At 47.5% G+C, this 22,525-nt stretch carries 11 protein-coding genes; all 11 read left to right on the top strand.

Features of this window, described 5'->3' with window-relative positions; all coding sequences use genetic code 11:
- The first annotated feature begins 4 nt into the window (after positions 1-4).
- On the top strand, positions 5-2,860 hold the full coding sequence (locus tag IEY13_RS20255) for a glycoside hydrolase family 2 protein (RefSeq protein ID WP_188955628.1): 2,856 nt from the start codon (positions 5-7) through the stop codon (positions 2,858-2,860).
- A gap of 36 nt (positions 2,861-2,896) precedes the next feature.
- A complete protein-coding gene (locus IEY13_RS20250) occupies positions 2,897-3,835 on the top strand; it encodes a glycoside hydrolase family 43 protein (protein WP_188955626.1) in 939 nt (312 codons plus the stop codon).
- A gap of 13 nt (positions 3,836-3,848) precedes the next feature.
- Entirely contained in the window at positions 3,849-5,372 is a 1,524-nt protein-coding gene (locus IEY13_RS20245) for a sialate O-acetylesterase (RefSeq protein WP_188955624.1), read from the top strand.
- A gap of 13 nt (positions 5,373-5,385) precedes the next feature.
- On the top strand, positions 5,386-6,780 hold the full coding sequence (locus IEY13_RS20240) for a glycoside hydrolase family 28 protein (protein ID WP_188955622.1): 1,395 nt from the start codon (positions 5,386-5,388) through the stop codon (positions 6,778-6,780).
- A 167-nt stretch (positions 6,781-6,947) separates the two neighbouring features.
- The gene (locus tag IEY13_RS30375; protein WP_188955620.1) at positions 6,948-9,554 is read left to right on the top strand and encodes a rhamnogalacturonan lyase family protein; all 2,607 of its coding nucleotides are present in this window, start codon (positions 6,948-6,950) and stop codon (positions 9,552-9,554) included.
- 90 nt (positions 9,555-9,644) lie between these two features.
- A complete protein-coding gene (locus IEY13_RS20230) occupies positions 9,645-11,504 on the top strand; it encodes a rhamnogalacturonan lyase (RefSeq protein ID WP_188955618.1) in 1,860 nt (619 codons plus the stop codon).
- A 13-nt stretch (positions 11,505-11,517) separates the two neighbouring features.
- The gene (locus IEY13_RS20225; RefSeq protein ID WP_188955616.1) at positions 11,518-12,315 is read left to right on the top strand and encodes a rhamnogalacturonan acetylesterase; all 798 of its coding nucleotides are present in this window, start codon (positions 11,518-11,520) and stop codon (positions 12,313-12,315) included.
- Positions 12,316-12,329: 14 nt separating this feature from the next.
- Positions 12,330-15,926, top strand: coding sequence for a DUF4450 domain-containing protein (locus tag IEY13_RS20220; protein WP_188955614.1), 3,597 nt, complete (start codon positions 12,330-12,332; stop codon positions 15,924-15,926).
- A gap of 9 nt (positions 15,927-15,935) precedes the next feature.
- Complete coding sequence (locus tag IEY13_RS20215; RefSeq protein WP_188955612.1) at positions 15,936-18,074, top strand: hypothetical protein; 2,139 nt, start codon at positions 15,936-15,938, stop codon at positions 18,072-18,074.
- 270 nt (positions 18,075-18,344) lie between these two features.
- Positions 18,345-19,490: a glycoside hydrolase family 88/105 protein gene (locus IEY13_RS20210; protein ID WP_188955610.1), complete on the top strand. Its 1,146-nt coding sequence runs from the start codon at positions 18,345-18,347 to the stop codon at positions 19,488-19,490.
- Positions 19,491-19,503: 13 nt separating this feature from the next.
- Positions 19,504-22,476, top strand: coding sequence for a glycoside hydrolase family 2 protein (locus tag IEY13_RS20205; RefSeq protein WP_188955608.1), 2,973 nt, complete (start codon positions 19,504-19,506; stop codon positions 22,474-22,476).
- Positions 22,477-22,525 lie beyond the last annotated feature (49 nt).

Raw genomic sequence — 22,525 nt, 5'->3', positions numbered from 1 at the left:
GTGTATGAAATTTTCCCGGCTTGTATTACCGGTTATGCTGCTGTTTGCTTCACAGGCAATAGCGCAGCAGACTACCGTTAAAGAGTTTCAGTATTTATCAGGTAAGGGTAGTGATAACACCGTTGCCTGGGATTTTTATTGTACCGGCGGCCGCAACAGCGGTTACTGGACAAAAATTCAGGTTCCTTCCTGCTGGGAGCAGCAGGGCTTTGGTAGTTATAACTACGGAAGAGACTATAAAACAAACGGTAAAAATGCCCGCTTTCATGATGAAAAGGGCATGTACAAACACAGCTTTACCGTACCTGCTTCCTGGAAGAATAAGGACGTGTTTATTGTGTTTGAAGGTTCTATGACGGATACAGAAGTAAAGATTAACGGTAAACAGGCCGGAGATACCCACCAGGGTTCTTTCTATCGTTTTAAATACAATATTACAGACAAGATTAAGTTTGGCGCTGCTAACCAGCTGGAAGCTACCGTAAGTAAAATGTCGGCGGATATGTCTGTAAACAACGCAGAGCGCCTGGCAGATTACTGGGTGTTTGGTGGTATTTACCGTCCGGTATATCTGGAAGCAGTACCTAAAGCGCATATTGATTACACGGCCATTGATGCCAAAGCAGATGGTAGTTTTGCCATGCAGGTGTTTGTAAAGGGGCTGCAACAGAACGCTATGGTATCAGCTGATATTATAGACAGTAAAGGTAAAAAAGTAGCTTCTGTAGGTAGCTCTGTAAAAAAAGGCGATTCATTGGTGGAACTGTCTGCCAAAATAGCCAACGTGCTGCAGTGGACCAGCGAAACACCTAACCTGTATAAAGTAAATGTAACCCTGTCTGGTACCGGTAAAGACGCTTACCGTGTTACAGAAAAATTTGGTTTCCGCACTATTGAAATAAGAAGAGGCATGGGCGTATACCTGAATGGTGTACAGATTAAAATGAAAGGAACCAACAGGCATTGCTTCTGGCCCGAAACAGCGCGTACGTTGAACGATAGCATTCAGATGATGGATGCAAAGCTGCTGAAGGAAATGAACATGAACGCAGTACGTTGCTCACATTACCCTCCCGATAAGCGTTTTCTGGAACTTTGCGATTCTATGGGTTTATATGTACTGGATGAGCTGGCCGGCTGGCAGAAATGGTACAGTACCAAAGCTGGTAAGCCACTGGTAAAGGAAATGGTGATAAGGGATCTGAACCACCCTTCCATTATCTTCTGGGATAACGGTAACGAAGGTGGTACCAATAAAGAACTGGATCAGGAATTTACCCGCTGGGATTTCTCCAAACGTCCGGTAATTCACCCGCACCACAGACCAGGTAATGAGTTTAACGGTATTGACTGTAACCACTACGAAGACTATTACAGCACTAAAAAGATACTGAACGACAGCCTTATTTACATGCCTACCGAATTTTTGCATGCGCAGGATGATGGTGGTGCAGGGGCTGCTATGAACGATTTCTGGGAACTGCATTGGCATGCACAACGTTCTGCCGGTGGCTTTATATGGGCTATGGTGGATGAAGGTATAGTAAGAACAGATTTTAATAATGTTATTGATGCCAACGGCTTAAACGCCAATGATGGTATTATGGGGCCACATCGTGAAAAAGAAGGTAGCTTCTATGCGCTGCGTGAGATATTCTCACCGGTAAAAATTTCTCTGAAGGAACTGCCTGCTTCTTTTAACGGTGGTATTGAAGTAGAAAACCGTTTTCACTTTACCAATATTAATCAGTGCAGCTTCCAGTGGGCTTTGGTAAATTATTACAAACCACAGGACGATTTTACCGGTTACCATATTCTGCAGAAAGGCAATGCTGCTGCACCATCCATTGCGCCGGGTGCTACCGGCAACCTGCAATTAACGCTGCCGGCAGACTACCGCAAGTATGATGCACTGGTACTGGTGGCGCTGGACCCCTTTGGTAAAGAAGTGTATAAGTGGACCTGGAAAGTAAAATCCAATGCCGATCTGTTAGAGGGTATACTGGTTACTAATAACAACAGCGCTTCTGTATCTGAAACAGATAGTACTTATATACTTACCGGTGGAGAAATATCAGTAATTCTGAATAAGAAAACCGGTTTGTTACAGGGTACAAAAAATGTAACCAATGATAACCTGTCTTTTGCAAAAGGCCCTGTATTGGTGCAGGGTACCGCTGCGGTAACTGGCGTTAAACAATACAAGGAAGCGGATGGTGAGGTAGTAGAGTTTACTTACAGTGGTGATATGAAAACTGCCCGTTGGAAAATGGCTGGCAGTGGCTGGGTAAGTCTGGAATATGAATATGCCTTAAACGGCAGCTATCCTTTTGCAGGCGTAACTTTCAGCTATCCTGAAAACTTTATATTAAGTGCTAAGTGGCTGGGCAAAGGTCCATACCGTGTTTGGAAAAACCGTTTACAGGGTACACCGGTAAACGTGTGGGCTAATCTGTATAACAATACACATACCGGCTATTCGCCTTTAGTTTACCCTGAGTTTAAAGGTTACTATGGCGATATTACCTGGATGGAGTTCAGCACCGTAGAAGGTAAGTTTTATGTAGCCAGTAAAGATACCGGCCTGTATGTGCGCCTGTTTGATTTTTATGCGCTGAGCGGCGCCAACCCGCATCCGGCATTACCGGCAGGTGATATCTCTTTCCTGGATTGTATTCCGCCTATTGGTACCAAACTGGCTTTGAATATCAGTGCCAACACAAAACAGCTGGGGCCACAGAGCGAGTTAACACCTGTTAACGGACCTGTAAAACGTACGCTGTATTTTTACTTTGGGCTTCCTAAAACGTCTGACAGTAAAGAGCAGTACAGCCGTCCTGCTGTTGATAATGTGTTTTAACATAGCAGTGTGCTGAACAATTAAACAACCACGCGAATGAAAAAATGGATTGCGTTTATGATATTACTGGCCTGCCTGTGTAACCACGGGCAGGCACAAACAGATACCGGAAAGGTGTATCTGTTTTGTTATTTTAAGGGTAGCAGTGCCGATGGTTTGCATATGGCCTATAGTAAAGATGCACTGGAGTGGAAGGCGTTAAACAACGACAGTTCTTTACTGCGCCCCGAAGTTGGCGTAGATAAACTGATGCGCGACCCCTGTATACTGAAAGGGCCGGACGGTAAGTTTCATATGGTGTGGACGGTAAGCTGGAAAGAAAAAGGAATAGGCTATGCCAGCTCTGATGATCTGGTACACTGGAGTAAGCAGCAGTATATTCCGGTAATGGAGCATGAAGCCGGAGCACAGAATGCATGGGCGCCTGAACTGGCCTATGATGCGAAGAAAAAACAATACATTATTTTCTGGGCTACTACTATTCCGGGGCGTTTTCCCGCTACAGACAGCATGGGAGATCATAACCACCGCATGTATTATGTAACTACCAAAGACTTTATAACCTATTCAAAAGCTGCTGTGCTGTACGATAAGGGCTTTAATGTAATAGATGCCACTATTATGCCCTATGGCAAAAAATATGTGATGTTTTTAAAGGATGAAACAAAGAATCCGCCACAGAAAAACCTGCGTGTAGCTACCAGTAAAAAGCTAACCAGTGGCTGGAGTGCGCCTTCTGCACCCATTACGGGTAAATATTGGGCAGAAGGACCTACTGCTTTATGGGTAAATAACAGCTGGATTGTGTATTTTGATAAATACCGGGATCATAAATATGGTGCTGTAACATCAACCGATCTGCAAAACTGGACGGATATCTCTGATAAAGTGGTATTTCCGAAAGGGATTCGCCATGGTACTGCCTTCGCGGTAACCCAGGCAGAATTTGATCGCCTGGTGAGTTTATTGAAGTAAAAGAAAAGCAGAAATGAAAAGAATTCTACTGATTGCATTGCTGATAACTACTGCCTTTGGTGCAGAGGCCAATGTAAAGCTGCCCGCTATTATCAGCAACAACATGGTGTTGCAGCAGCAGACAAAAGCCGCCTTATGGGGCTGGGCAGCGCCGGGTGAAAAAATTAGTATTGTTACCAGCTGGAATGGCCGCACCACGCGGGTAACCGCAGGTACAGATGGTAAGTGGCTTACGTATGTGAAAACCGGAAAAGCCGGTGGCCCCTATACCATTCGTTTTAAAGGAAATGATGAGCTGCGTGTAGAAAACGTAATGCTGGGTGAGGTGTGGATAGCAGCCGGCCAGTCGAACATGGAGTTCTTTATGACCAAAACAAAGAATGCATCCTATACCGGCGTATTGAATTATGAAGCGGAAATAAAAGCCGCTGACTACTTTGGTATACGTATGATTGATGTAGCCAACAAAGTGGCAGATGCACCACAAAGTGATTTTAAAGGCGACTGGAAAGTATGTACGCCCGCTACTGCAGATACTTTTTCTGCTGTAGCTTATTACTTTGCCAAAGAGGTGCATACGCAAACAGGGTTGCCCATAGGTATTATCAATGCCACCTGGGGTGGTACGCCTGCCGAATCCTGGACGCGTAAAGACATACTGGAAAAGGATAAAGACTTTAAAGTAATACTGGACAGATACGAGCAGCAATGCAGGGAGTATCCGGAAGCCGGCAAAGCTTATAAAGAGGAACTGGCGAAATGGAAAAGTGACAGTTCTAAAAGCAAGGGCGCTGCACCAAGGGAGCCTATGAGCCCCAACAGCAGTAAATCGCCTTATAAGTTGTACAACGGCATGGTGGCGCCACTGGTGCCTTACACTTTAAAAGGGGTTATCTGGTACCAGGGGGAGAATAATGCAGATCGTGCGTATCAGTATCGTCGTCTGTTTCCGGCTATGATACAGAACTGGCGTGATGATTTCCGTAATGGTTCCCTGCCTTTTTATTTTGTACAGATATCTCCGCACCGCAGCCAGAACCCGGAGATACGCGAAGCACAGTTACTAACATTACGTCATGTATCGCATACAGGCATGGCAGTTACCACAGATAATGGAGATTCACTGGATATTCACCCACGTAACAAAAAGCTGGTGGGTGAGCGTTTGAGCCTGTGGGCGCTGCATCACAATTATGGCAAACAGGTGGCTTATTCCGGCCCGCTGTACAAATCTATGAAAGTGGCCGGCAACAAAATAAGAATACAGTTTGACCATGTAGAAGGTGGCCTGGTAGCCAAAGGCAATGCTGCATTACAGGAGTTTACCATAGCAGGCAGTGATGAGCAATTTGTACCTGCCAAAGCCGTAATAGAAGGTAATGAAGTAGTAGTATGGAGTGAGGCTGTTGATAAGCCTGTAGCAGTACGTTTTGCCTGGAGAAACATACCAGCACCTAATTTGTATAATAAAGCTTTATTACCAGCTTCCCCTTTCAGAACAGACCATTGGAAGGGTGCAACAGAAGGTAAAAACTAACGCATCTGCCAATATGAAAAGAATAATAGTATTAGCTATAGCTGTTTGCAGTGTATGCTGCAACAGCTATGCCCAGCAACAATTAAGCTGGGCAGCTAAAACCGGTGCCCGTAAATTCCCAGGCGGTAAAAAGGTATTTTCAGTAAACGACTATGGCGCAAAGGGAGATGGTGAAAGCCTGAATACCAAAGCCATACAGGCCGCTATTGATGCCTGTGCTGCCAAAGGCGGTGGCATTGTTACCCTGGCGCCTGGCAGTTATGTTACCGGTGCTGTTTTTCTGAAATCAAATGTGCAGTTGCGCATAGAGAAAGGCGTAACGCTGCTGGGTAGCCAGCGGTTTGAAGATTATCCGGAAATAGCTACGCGCATTGCAGGCATAGAAACTACCTGGCCTGCTGCCTTGCTGAATGTGATTGGCCAGAAAAACGCCGCCATTACAGGGGAAGGTACTATAAACGCCAGAGGCAAATTCTGCTGGGATATGTATTGGGCCATGCGCAAAGAATATGAGAAAAAAGGGCTGCGCTGGGCGGTGGATTATGATGCTAAAAGAGTACGTACCCTGCTGGTGCAGGAATCTTCTGATGTAACGCTCAAAGGCCTTACTATTAAAAATGCGGGCTTCTGGACGGTGCAGCTGTTGTATTCAGATCATGTTACTGCAGATGGTCTGGTAATCAGGAATAACGAAGATGGCCATGGCCCCAGTACGGATGGTATTGATATAGATTCTTCTACCTGGGTATTAATAGAACATTGTGATATTGATTGTAACGATGATGATTTTTGCTTAAAGGCGGGCCGCGACTGGGATGGGCTGCGGGTTAACCGGCCTACGGAGTATGTGGTAATCAGAAACTGTCTGGCGCGCAAGGGGGCTGGTCTGGTAACGCTGGGCAGCGAAACTTCTGGCGGTATCAGGCATGTACTGGCTACCGATATGGTGGCAAAGGGTACCAAAAACGGCTTTCTCATTAAATCGGCCCTTACGCGTGGCGGAACCATCAGTGATATTTATATTCAGAATATTGTGATGGACAGTGTAACCAACGCCTTCAACTTTGTTACCAACTGGAACCCCGCTTACAGTTATTCAACACTGCCGGAGGGCTACCATTACGATTCTATACCGGCTGTATGGAAAACCTTATTGCAAAAAGTAGAACCTGAAAGGGGAATGCCGCATTTTCAGAATGTATATGTAAAAAATGTCGTAGCAACCAATGTAAAACAGGTTATGCTGGCCGCAGGTTTGAAAGAAGCACCGCTGAAGAACTTTCAGTTTGAGAAAGTGCATATAGAGGCGGAGGCTGCCGGTAGTATTAAGCTTACCCAGGGCTGGCAGGTAAAAGATTTTTCTGTAAAAACGAAAGACGGCACTGCCGTAAATATACCATGGGAATAGGCTATGCCTGTTCCCCATGTTCCCTTCAGTACAGAGCAGGATAGCTATTCTGCTGCTTACCTTTATTTTTAAAGAGGTTTAAAAACGATTGCCTGAACTGAAAAGTGGAGTCTCTTACCTAATGGACTGTACAAATGACAAGCTTTTGTCACTAAAACACAAGCCATATGAAAGTAAACATTTACTTCAACAACACGGGTAACTCCCTGAGAAGTGGATTATTCACCACTGCTATTTTTGTATTAACACTACTGAGCCTGCATTCTGCTTACGCTCAGAAACAAATGGAAAAACTGGGGCGTGGCGTAGTAGCTATGCGTACCGGCACCGGAACGGTATATGTAGGCTGGCGATTGTTAGGTACCGATCCTTCCGGTATTGCCTTTAACGTGTACCGTGGCTCTGCCAAAATCAACAACACACCCATTACCGCTTCTACCAATGTAATTGACAATGTTACCACCAACAGCACTTACACGGTGCGTCCGGTAATCAACGGCGTAGAGCAGGCTGCTTCCACTGCGGCTTCTGTAAATGCGGGTACCTTTATAAGTATACCCTTACAGATACCTGCAGGTGGCACTACGCCCGATGGTGTGGCTTATACTTACAATGCCAACGATGCCAGTGTGGCCGACCTGGATGGCGATGGGGAATATGAAATTGTATTAAAGTGGGATCCCTCCAACGCCAAAGACAATTCACAATCCGGCTATACCGGTAATGTATATCTGGATGCCTATAAACTGAATGGTACGCGTTTATGGCGTATTAATCTGGGCAGAAACATACGTGCAGGTGCACACTATACACAGTTTATGGTGTACGATCTGGATGGAGATGGTAAAGCAGAAGTATCCTGCAAAACCGCTGATGCTACTGTTGACGGTGTAGGTACGGTAATTGGCAGTGCCAGTGCCGACTACCGTAATTCCGGCGGTTATATACTAACCGGTCCGGAATACCTGACTATTTTCAACGGCCTTACCGGTGCAGCTATGGCTACCACCAATTACCTGCCTGCCAGAGGTACAGTATCTTCCTGGGGAGATAATTACGGCAACCGGGTAGATCGTTTTGTAGATTGTATTGCATATCTGGATGGGCAGCGGCCCAGCCTGGTAACCGGCAGGGGGTATTATACCCGGCTGGTGCGTGTAGCGTGGGACTGGCGAAACGGACAATTAACACAACGCTGGATATTTGACAGTAACGCTTCTGGCAACGGTGCTTACGCCGGGCAGGGTAACCACCAGCTTACGGTAGGTGATGTAGATGGCGATGGTAAAGATGAAGTGGTAAACGGCTCCAGTGCTATTAATGATAATGGTGCAGGAAAGTACGCCAATGGTCTTGGCCATGGTGATGCGTTGCATATGACAGATATGGACCCCGACAGGCCCGGCCAGGAAGTATGGCAGTGCCATGAAAGCCCATCTGCCTATGGTAACTATGGGCTGGAGTTCAGAGATGCCAATACGGGTATCCCTATATGGGGTGTACCTGCTACCGGTGATGTTGGCCGTGCGTTGGCAGCAGATATTGACCCGCGTTACAAAGGCTACGAATGCTGGGGTTCAGCAGGTAATCTTTACGATTGCAAGGGCAATCAGATAGGTACTACCCGGCCATCTATGAACCATGTTGTATGGTGGGATGCTGATTTGCAGCGTGAATTGCTGGATGGTAACAAACTGGATAAGTGGAATTATACTACCGGCTCATTAAACCGTATACTTACGCTGTACAATGCTGATAACGGTGAGGCTGCTTCCAATAACAGTACCAAGGCTAACCCCGCTGTAACTGCGGATATACTGGGCGACTGGCGCGAAGAGATTATCATGCGTAAATCTGATAACAGTCAGCTGAATATTTATACTACCACCATACCAGCCACTAACAGAATTTATACGTTAATGCACGATCCGCAATATCGTGTAGCCGTGGCGTGGCAGAACACCGCTTACAACCAGCCGCCACACCCTGGCTTTTATCTGGGCGAAGGAATGGCTGCTCCGCCCACGCCCAATATTTATACGCCGGGCGCTAACAATACAGAATTGGTGTCTGGTGCGGTATATAACATTACTGCCAGGCACAGTGGGCTTAAACTGGATGTATTATCTGCCTCTACTGCCAACAATGCAGCAGTAATACAGGCTACTCCGGCTTCCACCGCTGCCAGTCAGCAATGGGTGGTAGCCGCTACCAGCGGTGGCTATTATACATTGAAAGCTGTACACAGTAATAAAAACGTAGATATTACCGGTGCTTCTACCGCAAACGGTATTGGTGTTATTCAATACAATCCCTCTACTGCCAACAATCAGCAGTTTGCTATTGTGCCTGTAGGTGGTGGGTATTATCAGTTACGCCCCAGACACAGTGGTAAGTGTATTGAAATACCGGGTGCATCTACAGCTTCAGGAACCGCTGCGCAGCAGAACGATTGTAGCGGAGCTACCCACCAGCAGTTTGTATTTACACCTGTAAGCAGCAGCAGCCTTGCAATTGCGGCACTTTCTGTAAAGCCGTCGGCAGCATCAGATGCTGTGGCCATTGCAGTTACACCTAATCCGTCGCACGCTGCCTTTCTTATCCGTTGCAAAGGCGCATTTACCTATCATATTTATGATATGGCCGGAAAAGCACATGAGCGGGGCAGTGGTACCGATGAGGTTCAGGCGGGTGGAAAGTTGCGTGCAGGTTCTTATGTAATTAAAGTAACAGGTACTAAAAATAAACAGTCAATAAAAGTTGTTAAGCTATAAACGAAAGCAATAAAATAGCGTCAAAGAAGTCAATGGGTTTGCAGTGCTGTTACTGCATAGCCCATTGACTTTATTTTTTATTATATATCTATGCAACAGACCCGGAAAAAGACAATTGTATTTACAGCAGCCTTGCTGGCTTTTACACTGGCAGGGGCGCAACGGCAAATAGAATACCTGAGCAGAGGCCTGCATGCTACCAGTACCGGCAAGCAGGTGCTGGTGAGCTGGCGTTTACTGGCAACAGATGATGCGCATACCACTTTTCGGTTGTACCGCACCGGAAAAGATGGTAAGCAACAGTTGCTTACAGCAAAGCCGCCGGAGAGTAGTACCTGCTATGTAGACACTACCGCAGACCTTTCGGTGTTGAATAGTTATACGGTAAAAGCATTGCTGAATGGAAAGGAGCAGCCTGGCGGAGCTACTTATCAGCTGGCGGCAAATGCACTGCCTTACCAATCCCTGCCTTTGCGCGTAATTCCGGGTTATGCACCTAATGATGTGTCAGTGGGCGATCTGGATGGAGATGGGGAATATGATATAGTAGTACACCAGACAGGAAGTGCAAGAGATAACTCACAGGCGGGTATTACTGATCCTCCTATATTTCAGGCTTATAAAATGGACGGTACTTTTTTGTGGCAGATTAACCTGGGTAAGAACATACGGGAAGGGGCACACTATACACAGTTTATGGTGTACGATTTAGATGGTGATGGTAAAGCTGAGGTTGCTATGAAAACCGCAGATGGTACCGTGGATGCCCTGGGAAGAATAATAGGTGATGCTTCTAAAGACTACCGGAACAAAGACGGGCGTGTACTGGACGGGCCGGAATATTTTACCATATTCAACGGACTTACCGGCGCTGCCATGGCTACCACAGATTATATACCCGAACGGGGAGACATAGGTGCCTGGGGCGGCCGTGGTGGTAACGGAAAAAATGATAAGAACGGCAACCGGGTAGACAGGTTTGTAGCCTGCATAGCTTATCTGGATGGTGTGCGGCCAAGTGTGGTGATGTGCCGTGGATATTACGGCAGAACCGTGCTGGCAGCCTGGGACTGGCGGGATGGTAAGCTAACCAGCCGCTGGGTATTTGATACCAAAGATGGCAGTAACCCATACTCAGGCATGGGCAACCATAACCTGTTTGTAGCAGATGTAGATAAGGATGGTAAAGATGAAATTATATATGGCTCTATGTGTGTGGATGATAATGGCAAAGGATTGTATACCACCGGCCTGCGCCACGGAGATGCAGTGCATGTAAGCGATCTGGACCCTTCACGCCCCGGGCAGGAAGTATATGGCATTCATGAAATTGAAGAGGGAACCACAGGGCCGGGTACAGCTGTGTTTGATGCAGCTACCGGCAAAATACTCTGGACGGGCGACAAAGACAATGATGTGGGCAGGGGCATGGCTGCTGACATAGATCCACGTTATCCCGGTTGTGAATGCTGGGGTGGAGGAGAAGGTTTGAAAACCTGCAAAGGAGAGCCTGTTGGAAAGGCCCCACGCTCTGTAAACTTCCGCATCTGGTGGGATGGCGATTTACTGGCTGAATTGCTGGATGGTACCCGTATTGAGAAATGGATATACGACAGTGCGCAAACCCGCAGCCTGCTGGATGCACGACAGTACGGTTGTGTATCTAACAACGGTACCAAAGCAAACCCCGCCCTGAGTGCAGATTTGTTTGGCGACTGGCGCGAAGAGGTGATATACAGTACGGCTGATAATAAAGAACTGCGTATCTTTTCCACGCCTTATACCACAACGCACCGGTTGGTAACATTGATGCAGGATGCACAATACCGGTTAAGCGTGGCCTGGCAGAATGTAGGCTATAATCAGCCACCTTATACCAGCTATTTTCTGGGTGAAGGCATGCCGCAGCCACCTAAGGAAAAGATAGCAATTGTTAAACAGAATCCATAACATATACAACAACATGAATACAAAAGCTTTTAAAACCCTGCTTTCTGCGGTGCTGATAGTGCTGTTATCTTCTTTTACAGTACTGCTGCTGGAAGATACAAGACCCACTGTATATATTATAGGCGACTCTACCGTTAAAAATGGTGATGGTAAAGGCAAGGGGCAACTCTGGGGCTGGGGCAGTATATTCAGTAATTTCTTTGATACATCCCGCATACGTGTGCGTAACCATGCTATTGGTGGCCGCAGCAGCCGAACCTTTTTAACAGAAGGCCGCTGGGAAGCAATACTGAAAGAATTAAAACCCGGCGATTATGTGCTGATGCAGTTTGGCCATAACGATGGTGGCGCGCTGGATGATACTGCCCGTGCACGTGGTACTATTAAAGGCACCGGTGAAGAAACAAAAGATATTTACAATCCTATCCGCAAAGTGCAGGAAACCGTACATACCTATGGCTGGTATATGCGTAAGTATGCTAATGAAGCCAAAGAAAAAGGGGCTACAGCTATTATCTGCTCTCCGGTACCCCGCAATATATTTAAAGATGGTAAGGTAGAACGCGCAGACGAAAACTACGGTAAGTGGGCCGCGGAAACAGCCACTGCTACCGGCGCTTATTTTCTGCCGCTGAATACGTTGGTGGCAGACGAATATGAAGCTCTGGGGCCGGATAAAGTAAAAGCCTTCTTTCCCGGCGATCATACGCATACCAATGAAGCGGGTGCTGCACTGAATGCGCGTGCTGTGGTAAAAGGGTTACAACAATTACAGGGCTGTGCTTTAACAGGCTATCTGGCTGCGCAGTAAAACCGGATGTGAGAATGAAAAGGATGCTTGCTATAATAAGAAATGCGGGAATACTGCTGTTGCTGGGCCTGCCTTATGCCCACGCACAAAAGGCGCCCGTAAGCGACTGGCATTACCGGCCGCAGGGTAGTGATTTTGTAAAAGTAAACGGCAAGCAGCGCTTTAACCGTGCGCTGTATGGCGGTAATACTGCCTTTAGGGTAGAAGCGGGCGACCTGCCTGAATTTGCTTTGTATTTACCCGGTGTTGGCGGCTGTTTGCGGCTGGGCCTGATACAGGGCAACCAAAGCAAATGGCTGATAGAGGCGCAGCAGATAAAAACCATTTACCGGCCGGGCAGCATGCTGTATGAGATAAGCGATAACCTGCTGGGTAAAGGAGTGCTGTGTATGGCTGTAATACCTGTAGCAGATAAAGAAGGTATGCTGTTGCAGATTAAAGCAGAACAAGTGCCTGCCGGTGTTACCCTTTGCTGGGCCTGGGGCGGTGCTACCGGTAAAAAGCTTTCACGCGATGGCGATATAGGGGCTGACCCTGAATCTTCGTTCTATCTACAGCCGGATTACTGTAAAGGTAATCAGGTAAAGGTTGCCGGTAACAAAGGTGTTATACGCTTTGGTAAAGAGCAAACGCTGGAGGCGCTGTTTCCGCAGCGTTCGGTATTGTCGGTAGCGGATGCTACACAGCAGCATACTCCTGCTAGTTTTGTACAATCTGAAGGTGCCGCTACACCCGCATTGGCAGGAAAGATTCCACTAACAAATACCACAGATTATTTTTTAATAGGCAAGCCCGAAGCGGCTGTGAATGATGATGCCGCATTACCGGCAGCTTTTACCAGAGCAGAGGCAGCACGGAAGCTACTGGCAGATCGCATACAGGTAAGCACACCGGATAAATATATTAATACACTGGGCGGTGCTTTAGGCATGGCAGCAGATGGTATATGGGACTCGCCCACGTACATGCACGGCGCTGTAGCCTGGCGTATGCGGTTAAATGCCTGGCGCGGGCCTTATGTGGCTGATCCGCTGGGCTGGCACGACAGGGCCAGAACGCATTTCAGCAGCTATGCCTTATCGCAGTTAACAGAGCCACAGGCAGGGCCTGTGGTAGCAGATACCGCACTGCATTTAGCACGCCAGCTGGAAATGCTGGGTACTTCTATGTTCAGCAGTGGTTATATCTGCCGCAACCCCAATGGCGATTTCAGGCCGCACCATTATGATATGAATCTGGTATACATAGATCAGTTGCTGCGGCATTTCAGCTGGACGGGTGATACAACGTATGTAAGGCAGATGTGGCCCACACTGCAAAGGCATCTGGCCTGGGAAAAGCGGAACTACGATAGGGATAATGATGGTTTGTATGATGCCTATTGCTGTATATGGGCCAGCGATGCGCTCCAGTACAGCGGCGGTGCTGTAACACATTCCACTGCGTATAACTACTTTGCCAACAGGCAGGCAGCTTTTCTGGCTGCCCTGATAGGCAAAGATGCCGCACCTTATCAGCAGGAAGCCGATAAAATTCATCAGGCTATCCAATCAAAACTATGGATGCGTGATAAGGGATCGTATGCGGAATATAAAGATGCCTTAGGCAATCAGTTGCTGCATCCGGCAGCTGGCCTGTGGACTATTTATCATGCCATCGACTCCCGCGTACCTGATGCTTTTCAGGCTTACCAGAGCCTGCGTTATATTGATACACAGATACCGCATATACCGGTGAATGTACAAGGCAAAACATCTCCTGATTTTTACCTGCTTTCTACTACCAACTGGCAGCCTTACAGCTGGTCGCTGAACAATGTGGCGCTGGCAGAGAACCTGCATACAGCATTGGCCTACTGGCAGGGCAACCGGCCGCAGGCAGCTTTTGAACTCTGGAAAAGTGCGCTGATAGAATCGATGTATATGAGCGCCAGCCCCGGTGGTTTTTCGCAGCTATCGCGCTATGATGCTGCCAGAGGAGAGTTGTATCGTGATTTTGCTGACCCTATAGGTATGGCTGCACGCTCACTGGTAGAAGGGCTGTTTGGAATAGTGCCGGATGCATTGCGGGATACCTTAACTATACATCCGGGCTTACCTGCTGAATGGAAACAGGCAGCGTTAACGGTACCTGATATAAAATTCAGTTTTAAAAGAACAGGTGCGGTGGATGATTATGCCATCAGTTCTTTCTTCCGCAAGGCATTGCATTTGAAAATGGCAGTAAACGCACCTGCCACACAAATAGCAGCAATAACAGTAAATGGCAAACCCATACAGTGGAAACAGATAACACAGGTAGGCAAACCAGCTATTGAATTGGCTGCACCTGCCTCCCGTAGCTGGCATGTGGTAATACGCTGGAAGGGAGCTGCTCCTGAAATTCCGCAATACGATACTATAGCGGTACCGGGGCAAACATGGACCTGTAATACCCGCAATGCCCGGATACTACAGGTATTTGATCCGCAGCAGGTATTGGGTACACAGCAGCTGCAACCACATCGTTTAACAGCACCATTGAATGCTTCGCAGGGCGCACGTACCTTTTTCATGCTGTTACAACAGGGCGGTGTACAATGGTGGCAGCCGGTAAATATCCGGTTACAAAACGCCGTGAATATGATTGCTGCCAAAGCACAGCCGGAAAATGCGTTGTCATTCTCTTTAAACCATGTAGCTGCTGCGCCATTACAGGGTACATTGGGGGTAAATACAGGTGGTACTGCTTATACCCGGCAACTGACTATTCCGGCAGGTAATAATGGTATAACCGTTGAGGTGCCTGCTGCGTACGTTGTTACCGGAACCAACCGCATACAATGGAAAGGTAGTGATGGCAGCGTACTGGATACAACGTTGATTAACTGGAATGTAAAAGCCGGTAAACAAAGCAATGCAGTAAAGCTGGAGCATTTGTTTAACGATAAGCTTACACATATTTTCACCAACAGCTATCTGTCGCCCCGGCCACAGTCACCCACGTTGCAGTTACCCATACAAGGCATAGGCGACTGGTGTTATCCACTTACACAAGCGGATATTGATGATAGCGGTTTAAGAAAAGCAGCAGCGGGTAGTAATACCTTTACCCTGCCGCAGGGTATTGTATTTGCAACGCCGGCAGATAGCACATTGCCTAACATTCTGTATACCTCCCGTTGGGATAACTATCCGCATTCCGCAACAGTGCCGCTTACAGGCAAAGCTGCACATGCCTACCTGTTGATGGCAGGTTCTACCAATGCCATGCAAAGCCAGCTGGTGAATGGTGTGGTAACTGTTTTTTATAAAGATGGTACCCATGAAGTGTTACCACTGAAGAACCCCGATACCTGGTGCCCTATAGAGCAGGATTACCAGGATGACGAAGCGGCTTTTAACCTGAGCCTGCCACGCCCGCCGCGTGTGTATCTGAAAACAGGAACGGTAGGTACAACGCTTCCAAAGTATGCAGGTATAAAGGGCTACAGTAACCGCGCTATTGAAGGTGGTGCTGCTACGGTGCTGGATATGCCACTGGATAACAGAAAAGAACTGGACCATTTACAGCTGGAAACTATTGCAAATGATGTGGTGATTGGCCTGATGGCCGTATCGCTGATGCCATAAACGAATAATATGAAATACAGTAAAATACTGGCAGGTTGTATGCTGTTGCTTACACAGGCCACCGCTCAGAAGATTGACAGAAAAGCGCTGGTGCAGCGGCACAATGTACACAACACCGCATTTGACTCGCTGGGCTCGTTAACAGTAGGAAACGGGGAGTTTGCTTTTACGGTAGATGCTACCGGCCTGCAATCCTTTCCTGCCCTATACGCCAACGGGGTTTGTTTGGGTACACAATCGGAGTGGGGCTGGCACAGCTTTCCCAATACTAATAATTACAACATTACAGAAGCATTGAAAACCTATACCCTTAACGGCCGGGAGGTTACCTATGCGGTACAGGGCTCAAAGGAAGGCCGTGCTAAGGAAGCGGTAGAATACTTTCGCCAGAATGTACATCGCCTGCAATTAGGTAATCTGGGGCTGGTGATATTGCTGGCTAACGGTCAGCCTGCGCAGCCAAAGGATATAAAAAATATTGACCAGACACTGGATATGTGGACAGGTGAAATACGTTCTGCCTTTACCGTGGAAGGTGTGGCGGTAAAAGTGTTTACCGTGGTACATCCTGAAAAAGATGAAGTAGCGGTACGTATAGAATCGCCACTGTTGAAGCAGGGCAGAATAAAAGCTTCTTTACGTTTCTCTTTTCCTACCGCTGCTTTTCTGGACGGTGGTACTTTTTATAAAGAGGAGGGACATACTTCCGAAATCAGTTCACAGGCTGATAATTCAGCTGTTATCAGGCATCAGCTGGATACTACTTCTTATCATGCAGCCTTCAGCTGGAGCAATGGACCGGCAAAGCTAAGCAAAAGCGGTGCATATTACTTTGAGTTAACACCGGGCAAAGCAGCAACTACGTTTTCATTCACCTGCACCTTTGCACCTGCTTACCGTAAAACAGAATTGTCTAAAGGATATGCAGATGCACAAAAGAAAAGCGCCGCCAGCTGGGCCAGCTACTGGAACAAAGGCGCTGCGGTAGACTTCTCTGGCAGTGCCGATAAAAGAGCGGCTGAACTGGAACGCAGGGTAGTGTTATCACAATACCTGCTGCGTGCGCAGGAGGCTGGCAATGAACCTCCGCAGGAAACCGGTCTTACCTTCAACAGCTGGTATGGCAAGCCACACCTGGAAATGCCGTGGTGGCATGCTGCCCAGTACGGATTGTGGAACAGAACAGCGCTGCTGGAGAAAATGATGAACTGGTACAGCAAACCTGCGGTACTGGCCAATGCAAAAGCGCTGGCACAGCGTCAGGGCTATGAAGGCATCCGCTGGCAGAAAATGACTGACCCCGATGGTAATGAAAGCCCTTCTTCTGTAGGTGCCTTCCTCATCTGGCAGCAACCCCATTACATTTATTTTGCCGAGTTAATTTACCGCGATAAGCCGGGCAAAGCAGCGCTGGATAAATACCGCGATCTGGTATTGCAGACGGCAGATTTTATGGTGTCTTTTGCCCGGTATGATTCCGCTACCCATCGTTATGTATTGGGCAAGGGCATTATTCCGGCACAGGAGACCTTTAAAGCGGAGGAAACCTATAACCCCTCTTTTGAATTAACCTACTGGTACTGGGCGCTAAACGTAGCGCAGCAATGGCGCACGCGCAGCGGCATGCAGCCGGATGCCAGATATGATGCAGTGCTGAAGCAGTTATCGGCACTACCGCAGCAGGATGGTATTTATTATCCTACTGAAAGCGCTAAAGATTCTTATACCAACCCCAAATACAGAACAGACCACCCGATTGTACTGGGTAATATGGGCATGCTGGCACCGGTGAAGGATATAGACACTGCTGTTATGCGCCGCACGTTTGACTGGGTATGGAACAACTGGAACTGGCCGGAAACCTGGGGCTGGGATTTTCCGCTCACGGCTATGTCAGCCGTTCGCCTGGGTTTACCAGAAAAAGCAGTAGAAGCACTGCTGATGCCTATTACTACCAATACCTATTTATCTAACGGACACAACTATCAGGATGGTCGTTTGCGTATTTATATGCCGGGCAACGGTGGTTTGCTGGCAGCGGTGGCTATGATGTGTGCGGGATACGATGGTAGCACCGTAAAAGAACCAGGTATTCCTAAAAACGGGCAGTGGAAAGTACGATGGGAAGGATTGCAGAAAATGCCATAACCGCCTGTGCATCAGGATGCCACAGGATACCGGTTAGGAATATATGTTATAAACTGCCGCCTTAATTAGCAAAAGGCGGCAACTAAAATGCTTGCTGGTAGTAAAAATACCCGCCTTTACCGGGGAATACCCGCTGTTAAGGGGAAAGAATGTAAGTTTTATTACAGCAACTTTGACGCGCAGGCCGAAAATATATTGACAAGGCGGGTGGTTTTACAGAATGCGTCAAACAACAAAACCCGGGCCCGCCATCAATAAATAAAGGAAAGTATGAAAAAGCAAAGAAATGTATTGTTTGCCGTAGCGCTATCCCTTGCTGCTGCTACGGGTAGTGTGAGTTGTGTGGCCCAGCGTGTGCCTGCAAAAAAAGACGTGTTACAGGTAATGGAACTTACCAACGGCTATTTTATGAAAAAATGGCCGGATGTAGGACAGGTAATTGTAACCAATGCCACCCGCCCCAGTAATATCTGGACCCGTGCTGTATACTACGAAGGTTTAATGGCCCTGTACGCACTGGATAAGAAGAAAGAGTTTTACGATTACGCTTATAACTGGGGGGCTTTTCATAAATGGGGTTTGCGTGGTGGTATTCCTACCCGTAATGCCGATAACCAGGCTTGCGGTCAAACTTATATCGACCTGTACCTGATGGATAAAAAGCCGGAGCAGATACATGATATCAAAGCATCTATCGACAGCATGATGGCTACCAAAAAGGTGGACGACTGGCATTGGATTGATGCCATTCAGATGGCGATGCCTGTGTTTGCACGTCTGGCTACTATTTATAAAGATACCAGTTACTATAGCCGTATGATGGAGATGTACCACTTCTCTAAATACAGGCATGGTGGCAATGGCCTGTATAACACTGCTGATTCTTTATGGTGGAGAGATAAAGATTTTGTACCTCCTTATAAAGAGCCGAACGGAGAAGATTGTTACTGGAGCCGTGGTAATGGCTGGGTAGTAGCGGCGCAGGTAAGAACCATGGAGTGGTTGCCGAAAGACAGCCCGCATTACACAGAGCTGCTGAACGATTTTAAAGCCATGTGTAAAGCATTGCTGCCTATACAGCGTGCAGATGGTTACTGGAATGTGAGCCTGCACGACCCGAATAACTTTGGTGGTAAAGAGTTAAGTGGTACTGCGCTGTTTGTATATGGCATGGCGTGGGGCATTAACAACGGCTACCTGGATAAGAAAACTTATCAGCCTGTATTACTGAAAGCATGGAATGCAATGGTGAAGGAGTGTGTGCATGAGAATGGTTTTCTGGGTTATGTACAAGGCACCGGTAAAGAGCCGAAGGATGGCCAGCCGGTAAGCTACACCAATGTACCTGATTTTGAAGATTATGGCCTGGGCTGTTTTCTGCTGGCAGGTAGCGAGGTGTATAAACTGAAAAAATAAAGACGCAGGTCTGATGCAAATACGATTGATCTTTTCTGTGCTTTGCTTTGCCGTATTACAGGCAACAGCAGGCGACATTAAACTGCCCGAAACAGTACGGGCGAAGTACAACTTCAACCCCGGCTGGGTAATGCAGACCGGAGACCCGGCCAATGCCTTTGAAGCAGGTTTTAACGATAAAGGCTGGAAAGCAGTTACGCTGCCGCATGCTTTTAACGAAGACGATGCTTTCAGAAAACCGATAGAACAGCTTACTACCGGTGTGGTTTGGTACCGCAAACACTTTGTAATACCCGCCGCCCGCAAGGGGCAGAAGGTGTTTCTGGAGTTTGAAGGCATTCGCCAGGCAGGTGAGTTTTACCTGAACGGGCAGTGGATTGGTCGTCATGAAAATGGCATTACTGCGTTTGGCTTTGATATTACAGACAGTGTAAAATACGGCCAGGAGAATGTGCTGGCCGTACGGATAGACAACTCCTGGGATTACAGGGAGAAGGCTACCAACAGCACTTTCCAGTGGAGTGATAAAAACTTCTATGCCAACTACGGTGGCATTAATAAAAACGTATTCCTGCATTTTGCACCGCGGGTATACCAGACGCTGCCATTGTATTCCAATCTTAAAACAAAAGGCGTGTACATATACGCCAGCGATATAGATGTAAAAGGCCGTTCCGCTACTATCAACGTACAATCAGAGATCAGAAATGAATCGGATAAGCCGGTGAACGTTACCTATATTGTTACCATTACTGATAAAGATGGTGGTATTGTGCGCACATTTAAAAGTGCGGATAATGCATTATCACCCGGTGATACCCGTGTAGCCAGTGCTTCCGGTAAAGCAGGTAGCCTGCATTTCTGGAGCAGGGGTTATGGTTATCTGTACAACGTGTACACCGTGGTTATGATTAACGGCAAAACCGTTGACATAGTAAAAACAGTAACGGGCTTCCGCAAAACGGCTTTCAGAAACGGCGTACTGCAACTGAACGACCGCCCTATACAAATTAAAGGGTATGCTCAACGCTCTACCAATGAGTGGCCTGCGGCAGGTTCTGCCGTACCCGCGTGGATGAGCGATTTCAGCAACGGGCTGATGGTAGAAAGCGGTGCCAACCTGGTACGCTGGATGCACGTTACCCCCTGGAAGCAGGATATTGAAAGCTGCGACCGTGTAGGCCTGATGCAGGCTATGCCAGCCGGTGATTCTGAAAAAGATGTGGACGGCCGTCGTTGGGAGCAGCGAATGGAGGTAATGCGCGATGCTATTATTTACAACCGCAATAATCCCAGTATTGTATTCTACGAATGTGGTAACAAAGGCATCAGCGAAGCACACATGGTGCAGATGAAGCAGATACGCGATGAGTATGACGCACATGGCGGCAGAGCCATTGGTAGCCGTGAAATGCTGAGTAAGAACAGTGCAGCTGAGTATGGCGGCGAAATGCTGTACATTAACAAAAGCGGTGGCAAACCGTTATGGTCTATGGAGTATTCGCGTGATGAAGGTTTGCGTAAATACTGGGATGAATACTCACCACCCTTTCATAAAGAAGGAGACGGTCCTTTGTATAAAGGACAGCCTGCTAAGGAGTACAACCACAACCAGGATGCACATGCTATTGAAGATGTGGTACGCTGGTACGATTACTGGAAAGAAAGACCCGGCACCGGCAACCGTGTAAACGGTGGTGGTGTAAACATCATCTTCTCCGAATCTAACACCCACTACCGTGGTGCAGAAAACTACCGCAGAAGTGGTGAAGTAGACGCTATGCGTATACCTAAAGATGGTTTTTATGCACACCAGGCCATGTGGGATGGCTGGGTGGATGACCTGAAGCCACACCTGCATATTCTGGGCCACTGGAACTATAGCGATACGGTTACTAAAGACATGTATGTAGTGTCTAATGCTGACAGGGTAGAGCTGTTTGTAAACGGCCGTTCTTACGGCTATGGCAAACAAACCAACCGTTTCCTGTACACCTTTAAGCGGGTGAAGTGGGAGGCAGGCGCTGTTAAAGCAGTAGGTTATACCAACGGCCGCAAGTCGTGCGAAGAAGAACATGAAACTGCCGGTGCCCCCGCAGCTATAAAATTGACGCCTTACCATGCCCCCAAAGGCTGGCTGGCCAATGGTGCCGATATGGCTATGGTACAGGTAGAGGTGGTAGATGAAAAAGGCAACCGTTGCCCCACTGCATTAAATACCATTCACTTTACACTGGAAGGCCCGGCCGAATGGCGCGGTGGCATAGCACAGGGAGAAGATAACTATGTGCTGAAACAGGATTTGCCCGTAGAGTGTGGTGTAAACCGCGTACTGCTGCGTTCTGCTGTAAATGCCGGTACTGTTACAGTAAAAGCTACCTCCGGCAATTTGCAGGCAGGGGAGTTGCAGTTAACCACACTGCCTTTTGAAGTAAAAGAGGGGCTGGCTTTACAAATGCCTGCTGACGGTTTAACCGGGCAACTGAAGTATGACGGCACACCTGATGAGGACGCGTATACCGCAAACAGATTTCCGTTGAAGATTGCGCGTGGCTATGCCAGTTCTAACCAGGATAGTGTGGCTTACAGCTTTGATGATGATGAAACTACTGACTGGTACAGCAATCCCGGCCCGGATACATCCTGGGTAGCTTACGAAACAGAATACTTCAGCACCTTCAACGCGGTTACTTTAAAGCTGAATAACTTCCGCACCCGATCGTACCCCATTAGAATTCTGGTGGATAAGAAAGAGGTGTTTATAGGTAATACCCCCAGAGGTTTGGGATATGTAACATTGGAGTTTGCACCTGCACGGGGTAAGATGGTGAAGATTCAGTTGTTATCTGCCGCTGATGTAAAAGGCGACAGCAGTACTGAAATGAATGGCAAACAACTGGGCGATGGTATTGAGCGCAGAGACGATAAAGCACGCTTAAGCATTATAGAAGCAGAATTATACGGCCCTCTGAACCAGGAGCCATAAAGCTTTTCAAAAGTATTATGGCCGGGTGGGAGAGAGTATTTAAATTAGT

Origin of the sequence: Filimonas zeae (assembly GCF_014641615.1) — a bacterium.
Classification (GTDB): Bacteria; Bacteroidota; Bacteroidia; order Chitinophagales; family Chitinophagaceae; genus Filimonas; species Filimonas zeae.
This window is presented reverse-complemented; position numbering and strand designations above follow the sequence as displayed.

Coding starts and splice junctions, on each gene's coding strand:
- IEY13_RS20255 (WP_188955628.1), top strand. CDS start 5: ATGAAATTTTCCCGGCTTGTATTACCGGTTATGCTGCTGTTTGCTTCA.
- IEY13_RS20250 (WP_188955626.1), top strand. CDS start 2,897: ATGAAAAAATGGATTGCGTTTATGATATTACTGGCCTGCCTGTGTAAC.
- IEY13_RS20245 (WP_188955624.1), top strand. CDS start 3,849: ATGAAAAGAATTCTACTGATTGCATTGCTGATAACTACTGCCTTTGGT.
- IEY13_RS20240 (WP_188955622.1), top strand. CDS start 5,386: ATGAAAAGAATAATAGTATTAGCTATAGCTGTTTGCAGTGTATGCTGC.
- IEY13_RS30375 (WP_188955620.1), top strand. CDS start 6,948: ATGAAAGTAAACATTTACTTCAACAACACGGGTAACTCCCTGAGAAGT.
- IEY13_RS20230 (WP_188955618.1), top strand. CDS start 9,645: ATGCAACAGACCCGGAAAAAGACAATTGTATTTACAGCAGCCTTGCTG.
- IEY13_RS20225 (WP_188955616.1), top strand. CDS start 11,518: ATGAATACAAAAGCTTTTAAAACCCTGCTTTCTGCGGTGCTGATAGTG.
- IEY13_RS20220 (WP_188955614.1), top strand. CDS start 12,330: ATGAAAAGGATGCTTGCTATAATAAGAAATGCGGGAATACTGCTGTTG.
- IEY13_RS20215 (WP_188955612.1), top strand. CDS start 15,936: ATGAAATACAGTAAAATACTGGCAGGTTGTATGCTGTTGCTTACACAG.
- IEY13_RS20210 (WP_188955610.1), top strand. CDS start 18,345: ATGAAAAAGCAAAGAAATGTATTGTTTGCCGTAGCGCTATCCCTTGCT.
- IEY13_RS20205 (WP_188955608.1), top strand. CDS start 19,504: ATGCAAATACGATTGATCTTTTCTGTGCTTTGCTTTGCCGTATTACAG.